Raw genomic sequence first — 11,000 nt, forward strand, 5'->3', positions numbered from 1 at the left:
AAGGCTGAACGGATCACTGGATCAGGACAAGACCGTACCTTCCCGGGAAGGGCTCTTTCGGGACCTGGGCGGAACGCACGGGTTAGGTCGGGTCATCCTTCTTGCAGAAACCTGCATGCCAGTGTTCCTCCTTTGGAATCGCACGGATCAGTTGATGAAGAAGATAACCTCTCTATTCCCTTTCGTCAATAGCCGGAGTCGATATTGAGTCCGATCTTGAAAGCTGGGGGGCCTTGAGGTTAACCTTCTTCACGGGAGGGATCCAAAATGGCAAGATGGCTTATGGCCGCCGGCGGCGTCCTGCTGCTGCTTGGGCTGGCTCTTCACTTCGCCCCCTGGCTCCTAGCCTGGTTCGGCAGGCTCCCCGGGGACATCCGCTACGAGACGGGGCGGACAAAGGTCTTCATACCTATAACCTCGATGGTCATTGTCAGCCTGATCCTCACGGTGGTGATGAACCTGCTCTCCAGGAGATAGGGGGACGCTTCAGGGGGGTCTTCCCACGTCACAAAGACTCTTTTATCACCGGTTCCCCAGGCTATCGATGGCTATCACGGCATGATAGACCAGTTCAACGCCTTTTTGAAGGTCCTCGTAGTCCGTCCATTCTTCAGGGCAGTGGCTGCGGCCCCCCCTGCTCGGGACGAACACCATCCCCGTGGGGAAAAAGGGAGCCATTACCATGGCGTCGTGTCCCGCCCCGCTGGTCATGGTACGCCAGGAAAAGCCCAGCCCATCAGCCTGATCCTGGAGTACACGGCGTATCCCTCCATCCAGGTTCACGGGTTCCACCTTGAGGAGTTGATCCAACCGGCAGACCGTACCGTCGGCCTGGGAAGTATCGGCGAGATCCTTTCTGAACCCGTTCTTCACCCTTTCGATGGAGGAGGCATCGAGAGAGCGGATGTCCAGGGTGAACTCAACCTCGCCGGGAATGACGTTCGTAGCCCCGGGCCTGACGACGAGGGAGCCCACCGTCGCCACGGTATCCTCAACCTGTTCAACGGCAAGGGATGGAATTCTCCCAATGGCGGCCGCCGCCGTCTTGAGGGCGTCGCGCCTCATGCCCATGGGTGTCGTCCCGGCATGGTCCGGGCGCCCTTCGATGGTAACGCGCGTAAGGTCGGTCCCCACGATGCTAGAAACGATGCCCACTTCGAAACCCTCCTTTTCAAGCACCGGACCCTGTTCGACATGCAGTTCCAGGAAAGCACGCACTTCACCGGGCCTCCTTTTTGCCTCGGCGATCCTCGCCGGGTCGAAGCCGAAGGAGGCCATGGCATCGGCCAGGCTGATACCATCCTCGTCCTTGCGCTCCCGGAGTTCTTCCTGGGTGATTCCCAGGGTCATGGCCCGGCTAGAGAGAAAGCCGGCTCTGAAACGCCCGCCCTCTTCTTCGATCATGGCGATCATCTCGATGGGGTGGGCCGTCCGGACACTCTTGTCCTCCAGGCAACGGAGGACCTCAAGGGCCGCGACCACCCCGGCCTGTCCGTCGAAGTTGCCGCCATGCCTGACGGAATCAAAATGGGAGCCGATCATTATAGGGGGCAGGGAAGGGTCGCTGCCCTCTCTCCTCCCGAAAAGGTTTGCGGCGGCGTCTTCGTAAACACCGACGCCGAGCTCTTTCAGCTGGCCCGACAGGTAATCCCGGGCGCCGCGATCCTCGGGCGTGAGCGAAAAACGGGTGAGCCCCTTCCCCGGGGTTGCGTTGAAGAGCGCTAGCTTTTCAAGGTCTTTTCGGATCCTGTCGAGGTTTGTCTTCATGGAGTTATCCTCCTCTTTCTTCCCCGATCCGAGTTTACCGGGGCCCCGCTCCCGCTTTCCTCTCGCGGTGGGATCTCAGGATACGGAGGAACAAGCCCCTGCAAAAATCCAGGAAAATGCCGTAAGGCCGACCAGCGAGGGAAAAAATCAGCGACATGAAGACCGAGGATACCGCTATCTGGCTCCAGGTCGCACCCGCGAAGAGGAGTACGACGACGTAAAGCGGCACCTGGAAGATGACGAAGGCCAGGGTATCGCCGGCGATCATCTTCAGCGGCACGGTCCGGTCGATCCCCAGGAAGTTGAAAAGCCTGTCCCTGAACCAGCCGTAGGGCCGCCCCGTGATCAGGTTGACCGGTATGGCGGCGATCCTGGCCTGGACGGACTGGAAAAACGTAAGCCTGGCGATGAAGATCTCGATCATCATGCAGAGGGCCGTGGAAAAGATCATCATGGCTGTTATATCCGCCATCGCCACGACCAGCCTATCCTCCGCGAACCGTCCCATTCCGGTATTTTCCGTCAAGGCTTCGCTCCTTTCCCAATGGCCGAGATTGCCCTCCGAAACGTTCAAACCATCCCATTGATACTATATGAGAACCGGTCACAAAGGCCAGGATTTCAACGTATATCCCTGCGGGAAGGGCCGCCCTGTCAAATCAGGATCGGCGCGATGGCATCGGGGCTAAATTCTTCGATCCGGGCAGGAAGGGAATTCGATGGGTTGGCAAAGAGGATACCCTTATCCTGGACCATCCTTTCCCACTTCTCGCCTCCTTCAATGCTGTCCAGGTGCAGGGTCCTTCCGGCATCCAGGATAGTAGATCAAGATCATCAGACTTTTACTTGGTTTCCGTAAAAAAGCGGCGGGAGAGATCCCGCCGCTTAAATGATGATGTTCCTCTTCCGGGCCATTTCGCGGACCCTGTCTTCGAGGTCCGGCCCCTCCAGTTCTGCAGCGACATCCTTCAGCAGGAGGGGAATATCGAGGCCCTGGGGGCATTTCCCCAAGCACTTTCCGCACTCCACACACTGGGAGGCGAAACCGCTCTCACTCCTCTGCAAAACGCCGCTCGTCTTCATCACGTAGGAATCCTTCCCCTCCTCGAGGTTGCCGAAAAGGTGCATCTTGTTGTAGATCTCGAAGCAGGCGGGAATGTTCACTCCTGCGGGGCAGGGCATACAGTACCCGCAGCCGGAACAGTTGACCTTCATTATTCCCCTGTACCTGGCGGCGGCCCGCTTGACAAGGCTTTTTTCCTCGAGAGTCAGCGAATCGGGAAGGGCATCGCCGGCTGTCCCCAGGTTCTCCTCGATGTGGGCTTCATCGTTCATGCCAGAGAGGGCCACGACGACTTCAGGATGATCCCAGACCCAACGCAGGGCCCATTCTGCGGGGGTTCTCCTGACGGGGGCCTCGTCCCACAGGGCGGCGACGGAAGGCGGCGCTTCGGGGAAACCCAGGTTCCCGCCTCGGAGCGGCTCCATGACGAAGACCCCAAGGCCCTTTGATGCGGCGTACTTGAGCCCCCCCGTGCCGGCCTGGTTCTCTTCGTCCAGGTAGTTGTACTGGATGAGACAGCATTCCCATCTGTAGGCGTCGACGATGGGGGCGAAATCCGCCCCGAGGCCGTGGAAGGAGAACCCCGCGTTCATTATCCTTCCGTCGGCCCTGGCCCTGTCGAGGAAATTCCTCGCTCCCAGAGCCTCAAGCCGTCTCCAGAGAGAGCCGGTGAGGGTATGCATAAGATAATAGTCAATATGGTCGGTCTGCAGTTTTTCGAGCTGGGCCTCTAGGAAACGGTCCATGTCCTCCCGGGACCTTACCAGGAAGGAAGGCAGTTTCGTGGCCAACTTCACCCTCTCCCTGTAGCCATCCCGTAGCGCTCTGCCCAGGAAGCTCTCGCTCTCTCCCTCATGGTAGGTCCAGGCGGTGTCAATATAGTTGACACCTCTGTCTATGGCATACCGGATCTGGGCAGTGGCCCGTTTCTCGTCGATCTGGCCATCCTCCATCGGTAGCCTCATGCAGCCGAAACCCAATATGGATAGTTCGTCGCCGTTTTTCGGAACTTTGCGGTAGAGCATCGCGATTATCACCTTTTCTTCAAGGACCGCCGCAGCCGTTCCCCAGGTCTATCAGTCTCTTCGGTTAGAGGTTTCAATCCGCCTCGGGGGTCAAGTCCTCTTGAAAGAGGTTCCTTTCCATTTTCTAGAATTTTCCAGAGGCTATCCATGATATGTGTCTGCATCAGGTCTCTTGCGCTCTTTGGATCCTTGTTCTTGATTCTGTCCAGGATCTGGGCGTGTTCAATGGAAAATTTACGGAGCTCCTCGACGGGCCATTCCTTGAATTTTTTCCTCTGAATCGAAATCTCCGCCCTGATCGAGTTATAAAGCTGAATCAGGAGCTTATTGCCCGAAAGTTTCACTATGGTGTCATGAAACCTCGCGTGGAGGTCTACATCCGGCTCCGGCAGGAGTTTTTCCTCCCTGAGGATTGCCTCCAGTTCTGCGATCGTCTCCTTTGTCGCTCGCTCCGAAGCCCAGTATGCCGCCTGGGCTTCAATAAGGAGACGGACCTCCATCAGCTCGATGAGCGAGGATCGTCCTGAAATGAGCTTAACAAGCTCCGTGTTGTGGATATTCCTCAAAGCGTTGGGGGAGAGAAAAGTGCCGTTCCCTGGACGGGGTTCGACTATCCCAAAGAAGGCAAGGGACTTCATTACTTCCCTGATTGAATTGCGGCTCACCTGGAACTTTGAAGCCAACGCACTCTCTCCAGGCATGCGGCCGCCAGGTTCCCAGTAACCTCTCTCAATAGAGGTCAACATCTGCTCCAAGACCGATTCGTAAAGGGTTGAACGCACAACGGGTTTGATCATTTCCTGTCCTCTTTCTCTTATTATAAATGAGAGTCCGTCAATGCCTCAATTTTAATAAAGTGGACCCCTCCTTGACGATCTTTTCTCTTGTGCCCGTTGCCTCAGGAAGGAACTAGGCGACATTGCCTGAGCCTGTTTCCTTTTTTCAGGGAGATCCCTGTTCTTCTTCGTGAGGGCTCTGTTAAGCCTTATCTTGAGTCTTTCGAGTCCCTTCTTCGGGTCCACTAGGGTATATTGACAACAGTATGCCCATTTGTTACGCTGTTGTGGTACTGCGAATTATCCTACAATAGGACAATAATATTTTCAAGTTTAAGAAGATGATCCGTCGCATCCACTCAAGTTCAACCAAGGGGGAGGGAAATCATGTCTGCAAAAGATGCTGCAAAAAAGCTCTGGTCTACGCTCTACGAAATTCAGGGGTTTGTGTTGTTCATCCTGATGCTGGGAGTTACGGTCCTCGTCTTTGTGCAGGTAATCATGCGGTATGTTCTTCATGCTCCGCTCATGGGCATAGAGGAGCTGTTGCTTTTCCCGGCAATATGGCTTTACCTCCTGGGAGGAGCTAGCGCTTCAATGGAAAGGACTCATATCGAGTGTAATGTAATCAACGTTTACGTAAAGAGCCCGCTAGCGCTCCAATTACTGGAAATTCTCAAATCGTCCATTTCTCTTGGCGTATGCCTGTGGCTTACCTACTGGGCTTTTGAATACCTGCAATATTCGTTGAGGGTATGGAAACTCAGTAACCTTCTTTACATCCCCCTCTTCTTTGGGGAAAGCGCCCTCTTTGTCTGTCTGTCCCTGATGGCGTTCTACACCGCTGTGGAACTTGGAGACGACTTCCTTGGCCTCAAGGCTGCTCCGCAAAGCAAGGAGGCGGAATAACCATGAGCCTCACGACAGTAATACTTCTCGATGTTATGATCCTTGTTCTTCTTTTGATCCTGAGTGTTCCCCTGCCCTTCTGTTTTGGGGGTGCCCTGCTTTTTTTGACCCTTTTCGGGAACGTATCCATGGCCAGCATGATGATGTGGGGATTCAACCAGATGATCGCCATGGTTCTCTTGGCCAGTCCTCTTTTCATTTTCGCGGGACTCCTGATGGCGAACAGCGGAATTGCTGACACGCTTTTAGATTTCGTGGATTTGTTCGTAGGAAGGATCAAGGGTGGGTTGGGTGTCGTTAGTACAGTAACCTGCGCCATAATCGGAGCCATTTCGGGCAGCGGCTTCACTGGTGTAGCGGCCACCGGGCCCATAATGGTTCCCCGGATGGTGGCCCAGGGTTACCCCAGGGGGTATGCGACCGCCCTGGTTACTGTTTCTTCGATCCTGGGACTTCTGATACCGCCGAGCGTTACCATGATCATCTTCGGATGGGTAACTGAAACGTCGATCCTGGCGTGCTTCCTTTCCACCGTTGGGCCAGGGCTACTGATCACCCTGTCTCTCTCGGTCGTCAACCTCGTATGGGTCCGCAAGATGCCCGGTATTATCCTGGAAGACCTCGAAACACATAATGAAAGAAGAAAGGAAATGCCCGCCCGTTTCTCCAGGGCTATCCCGGCCCTTTCTATTCCTTTCGTGATCTTGGGTGGGATTTACGGTGGAGTTTTTACTCCCACTGAAGCGGCTGCCGTGGCCGCTATTATGGCCCTTCCGATAGGGTTCTGGGTGTACAAAGGGCTGAACCTCAGGAATTTCATCCCCATGGTGAGGGAATCGGCGACGTCGGTGGGAGCCATAATGACGATGATCCTTTTTACCCTGATCCTGAGCCAGACCTTCGTTATGCTCAGGGTTCCCCAGATGCTAGTCCAGGTGGTATTCCGTTTAACGGAGAACTACTGGCTGATTCTTTTCCTCATCAATATTTTTCTCTTCTTCGTGGGGATGATAGTCAACGATATTACGGGGATAATCCTGATTGCCCCTCTCCTCCTCCCCCTTGTCCGGGAGATGGGTATGAATCCAATCCAACTGGCGGCCATCATGGGAACCAACCTCGCCATGGGCGGCGTCACTCCTCCTTATGCCAGCATCCTCTACCTCGGGATGAGGGTAGGCAAATGTGAATTCACCGATATCCTCAAACCGACCCTGATTTTTTTGATCATTGCCTATATCCCCATCGTCTTTCTCACGACCTATTGGGCCCCGCTTTCCATGTGGCTGCCGACGGCCCTCGGTTATGTTAAATAAGATAAACAGGGTTCCCCTGTTGGTGATCTACTGGTAGCGAGGAGCGTGGTGAAATGAAACCGGTTATTTCCGTGTTGGGAGCTGGGAACGGCGGCCAGGCCTTGGCGGGTCACTTGGCGCTCAAAGGTTACAGTGTGAGGCTTTTTGAGCATCCCGACTTCGGAGAAAAAGTCTCCGTCATAGAAGGCAGGGGCGGGATTGAACTGAGAGGTAACCTTGAAGGCTTCGGTAAACTCGAAAAAGCTACCACAAACGCCGACGAAGCTTTGGCGGGAGCAAATATCGTCTACATCGCCGCGCCGGCTTTCGCCCAGAAACCCATCATCGATAAAGCAGGCCCTTATATTGATGAAGGGATGAAAGTGCTGTTCATACCGGGGAACTTCGGCTCCCTGGAAGCCGTTAACTGGCTGGATGCCGGGAAAAAAGAAGGGATCCTCTTGGGGGAGACCAATACCCTCCCCTATGCCTGCAGACAGATTGAACCCGGCGTTGTGGACATCTGGGGAATCAAGACAAAGGTCCTCATGGCTGCCTTGCCATCCGAAAGGAACGAAGAGCTGATCCAGGCCGTGGGAGATATGTTCCCCACTGACATCGTCGAAATGTCCAATGTTCTGGAGACAAGTTTTTCCAACCTAAACATGGTGCTCCACTGCTCGACCATGATTCTCAATACTGGGCTGATAGAGTCGCGGGAGGGGGATTTTCGTTTTTATACCGATGGGATGACCCCGTCAGTCTGCAAAATATCTGAAATTATCGACGAAGAGAGGATCTCGATAGGGAGGATCCTTGGGTTACGACTGCAACCCCAAATCCAGTGGCTCAAGGAAACCTACAACCTGGAGGGGAACAACTTGTTCGAAGTGCTCCAGGGAAGCAATGTTTACGGTGGCCATGGCGCCGACGCTCCGAAAACCATGACCCATCGTTATCTCATGGAAGACGTGCCTTATCTCCTCGTACCGGTTGCCTCTTTCGGGCGGGCTTTCGGCGTACCCTGTCCCGTTATCGAGAGCATCATTCTTTTGGCAGGGAAAATCAACGACAAGGATTACTTCTCCGAAGGGCGGACATTGGAAAAGATGGGATTCCGCTCCGCCGGGATCGAAAGCATAAGGGAAAAGCTGGTGAAAGGGGCATAACCAAGGAGGGGGAATGGATGGCTGTTCTCGAAGTACCGGGAAGCATTTTCGACATCTTGGGCCCCGTCATGACGGGACCCTCCAGTTCGCACACCGCCGGGGCTGTCCGCCTGGGCCTTATGGCGCGCCACATCGCGGGTGATACCGTGGTCAGGGCTGTGGTAACCTTTTATGGCCCCCTGGCGCAGACCTACAAGGGACACATGACCGACTCGGGGGTCGTCGCTGGGCTCCTCGGCATGGATGTCGACGCCCCGGGCATAAGGGAAGCCCTTGAAAGGGCAAAAAGGGAAAACCTCGATGTTCATGTCCGGACCCTTTCCTTGGAAGCGAAAAACCCCAACACGATAGAAATTGAACTTGAAACCCGCGAGGGGAAAACGCGCCGCGTGGAAGGCATCACCCTGGGTGGCGGAGAGATCCTGGTCTCCTTCATCGATGGTTTCCCCGTGGAGCTGAGGGGGAAGCACGACGAGGTCCTGCTGCTCGCTGAACCCGGCACGGACCTCCCCGCCGAGGCGGCGGCCATTGAGTTCAGGGATAAACCTTTCCTTTCGGAAACCCCTGGAGGAGCGAGACTTTTCGTGATCAAACCCCTCGCCCTGCCGGAAAAAACCGTGCTTGAGAGGCTGGGAAAGGCAAAGGGTGTTTTGGAGGTAAGCCGCCTGCCGGCACTTTACGATTACGGTAAAATCGACGGTCCTGCTCTTTTCAGCACCGTGGAGGAGATGGTCCGGTTTTCCAGGGAAAGCGGGTTGCTCCAGGTCATGGAAACCTATGAGACGGGACGAAGCGGGTTGAGCAGGATAAAAATCAGGGAGAAACTCGCCCGCGCCTGGTCTGTCATGGAAGATTCGACGAAAATCGGGCTTTCGGGCCAAAACAAAATGGTCGGCGGCCTGATGCCTGGCAATGAAGGGCAGAAACTTCTCGAGTCTTTCCATGCAGGGGTCACATTGTCGGGACCAATCCTGCCCCTGGCTGTCGCGAAGGCCATCTCCGCCATGGAGGTCAACGCTTCCATGGGCCGGGTCTGTGCCGCCCCGACGGCGGGTTCCTGCGGGGTGCTGCCGGGAGTCCTCTCGGCTGTAAAGGAAAAGAGGTCTTTGGATGACGAAGCCATCTTGAACGCCCTGCTCGTGGCGGGTGTCTACGGGGCACTGGTGGCTTTCAAGGCGCCTATTTCCGGGGCCCTGGGGGGTTGCCAGTCGGAGATTGGAGTGGCATCGGCGATGGCCGCCGCGGCCCTGGCACATATTGGAGGAGGGACGGCAGAGGCGACGGCCCATGCCATGGCCCTTGCCCTGAAAAGCCTGCTCGGCCTTGTCTGCGACCCTGTGGCCGGCCCTGTAGAGATTCCATGCATCAAGCGGAACGCCGTAGGCGTGGCCAACGCGTTCACCTCCGCGGATATGGCGCTGGCCGGCATAAGGAGCGTAATCCCGCCCGATGAAGTGATCGATGCCCTGAGGAATGTCCAGCAGCTGATGCCCCCAGAGCTCAGGGGCACTACCCAGGGGAGCCTGGGGGTGACAAAGACAGCGAAACGTCTTAAAGAAGAGTGGCTTTCCAGGTGCAGTTCCTGCAAGGAAGGTTGTCGTTGACATAATTTCAGAGAAACTGGAGGGAGGATGGCATGTTTAAAACAAGGCTGTTGAGCCAGGAAGAAGTAAAGAAGCTTATTTCAATGAAGGAAGTGATCGATGCGGCGGAGAAGACCTTCAGGGGGATGGGAGAGGAGACGGTGGTCAATCCCACGAAAGTCGGCCTCGACCTTGGAGAGACAGCGGAATTTCCACCCTATGAGGGATTCATGAACGCCATGCCCGCTTATATCGGCTGGCTGGACTCAGCGGGGATCAAGTGGGCGGGTGGCTTCCTGGGGGAGAGGAAGAAAATGGGCCTTCCCTACATCACCTCCATGATCCTCCTCATCGATCCGAAGATAGGGAATTTCCGGGCCGTCATGGATGGTGCCTATATTACCAACATGAGGACCGGAGCCCAGACAGCGGTAGCCCTGAAGTACCTCCACCCAGAAAAAACCTTGAAGTTGGGACTTTTCGGAGCCGGGATGCAGGGACATACCCAGACCATGGCAATAGCGGAACTTTTCCATATCGACGAGGTCCACGTCTACGATATTTCTCCTGAGGCCAGCAGGAAGTACGCAGAAGACATGAAGGATACCGTCCAGGGGAAGATCGTCATAGCTAAAACCCCGGAAGAGGCTGCAACCAGTGCCGACGTCGTAGTCTGCGTGACCCAGTCCAAGGATAAGTATGTCAAGGATGCCTGGATTAAACCCGGTGGGATCCTTTTCCCCATGGGTTCGTACCAGGAGTGTGAAGATGCCTACATCCTCAACGCCGACAGGATCATCGTGGACCATGTCGGACAATGCCTGCACCGGGGAGCCCTGAAGGAACTGAGCGAAGCCGGAAAGATCACCGAAAAGAGCATCTACGCCACGATAGGAGAGATCGTGGCTGGGAAAAAGAAGGGTCCGGGATCGTCATCGGAAAGGACTCTTTGCATTCCTATAGGGACCGGGGCGATGGACATAGCCGTTGCTACTATTGCTCTCAAAAAAGCCGAAGAGAAAGGAATCGGAGGAAGCTACGAATTTGCTTAAGGTATAGTCCCATACCATATCTTAACAGGGGGTGAAGGGATGACAACTTTACTCGTCACGCAGAAAGAGATCGGCGAACTGGTTTCCATGGCTGAAGTGATCGACGCCGTTGAGAAAACCTTCCGGGGCATGGGCGAAGGATCGGTCATCAACCCCACGAAAGTGCACCTCGACCTGGGGGATGGCGAAAGCGGCCTACCCTATCATGCCGGAATGAACTCAATGCCAGCCTATATCGGTTGGCTTGAGTCAGCAGGGATCAAGTTTATAGGGGGATGGGAAGATAATCCGAAGAAGGGATTGCCCTACATAAGCGGGATGATCCTCCTCGTTGACCCCAGGGATGGTAGATTCCTGTCCG

General features: G+C 55.4%; 11 protein-coding genes. 7 read left to right on the forward strand and 4 right to left on the reverse strand.

Features of this window, described 5'->3' with window-relative positions; genetic code table 11:
* Positions 1-267: 267 nt before the first annotated feature.
* Positions 268-477 carry a DUF2905 domain-containing protein gene (locus GX108_03485; GenBank protein NLO56106.1) on the forward strand — a complete coding sequence of 70 codons (210 nt, stop codon included), beginning with the start codon at positions 268-270 and terminating at the stop codon, positions 475-477.
* 45 nt (positions 478-522) lie between these two features.
* Here the strand turns inward: GX108_03485 and GX108_03490 are convergent, their stop codons facing one another.
* From GX108_03490 to GX108_03505, 4 genes are all read right to left on the reverse strand, one after another.
* Positions 523-1,767, reverse strand: a complete 1,245-nt coding sequence (locus GX108_03490) for a Zn-dependent hydrolase (GenBank protein ID NLO56107.1) — start codon at positions 1,765-1,767, stop codon at positions 523-525.
* A 34-nt stretch (positions 1,768-1,801) separates the two neighbouring features.
* Entirely contained in the window at positions 1,802-2,293 is a 492-nt protein-coding gene (alaE, locus tag GX108_03495; protein ID NLO56108.1) for an L-alanine exporter AlaE, read from the reverse strand.
* A gap of 359 nt (positions 2,294-2,652) precedes the next feature.
* On the reverse strand, positions 2,653-3,855 hold the full coding sequence (locus GX108_03500; GenBank protein ID NLO56109.1) for an aldo/keto reductase: 1,203 nt from the start codon (positions 3,853-3,855) through the stop codon (positions 2,653-2,655).
* Positions 3,856-3,863: 8 nt separating this feature from the next.
* Positions 3,864-4,610 (reverse strand): FadR family transcriptional regulator, encoded by a 747-nt coding sequence (locus GX108_03505; protein ID NLO56110.1) that lies wholly within the window; start codon positions 4,608-4,610, stop codon positions 3,864-3,866.
* A 483-nt stretch (positions 4,611-5,093) separates the two neighbouring features.
* Here GX108_03505 and GX108_03510 point away from each other — a divergent pair, with 483 nt between their 5' ends.
* From GX108_03510 to GX108_03535, 6 genes are all read left to right on the forward strand, one after another.
* On the forward strand, positions 5,094-5,540 hold the full coding sequence (locus GX108_03510) for a TRAP transporter small permease (GenBank protein ID NLO56111.1): 447 nt from the start codon (positions 5,094-5,096) through the stop codon (positions 5,538-5,540).
* A gap of 2 nt (positions 5,541-5,542) precedes the next feature.
* Positions 5,543-6,856, forward strand: coding sequence for a TRAP transporter large permease (locus tag GX108_03515; protein ID NLO56112.1), 1,314 nt, complete (start codon positions 5,543-5,545; stop codon positions 6,854-6,856).
* Between the two features lie 53 nt (positions 6,857-6,909).
* Positions 6,910-8,004, forward strand: a complete 1,095-nt coding sequence (locus GX108_03520) for a hypothetical protein (GenBank protein ID NLO56113.1) — start codon at positions 6,910-6,912, stop codon at positions 8,002-8,004.
* A gap of 17 nt (positions 8,005-8,021) precedes the next feature.
* The gene (sdaAA, locus tag GX108_03525) at positions 8,022-9,608 is read left to right on the forward strand and encodes an L-serine ammonia-lyase, iron-sulfur-dependent, subunit alpha (GenBank protein ID NLO56114.1); all 1,587 of its coding nucleotides are present in this window, start codon (positions 8,022-8,024) and stop codon (positions 9,606-9,608) included.
* Positions 9,609-9,640: 32 nt separating this feature from the next.
* A complete protein-coding gene (locus tag GX108_03530) occupies positions 9,641-10,639 on the forward strand; it encodes an ornithine cyclodeaminase family protein (GenBank protein ID NLO56115.1) in 999 nt (332 codons plus the stop codon).
* Positions 10,640-10,678: 39 nt separating this feature from the next.
* A partial coding sequence (locus GX108_03535; protein ID NLO56116.1) for an ornithine cyclodeaminase family protein occupies positions 10,679-11,000 on the forward strand: 322 nt, incomplete at its 3' end.

This window comes from Thermovirga sp. (assembly GCA_012523215.1).
GTDB lineage: Bacteria > Synergistota > Synergistia > Synergistales > Thermovirgaceae > 58-81.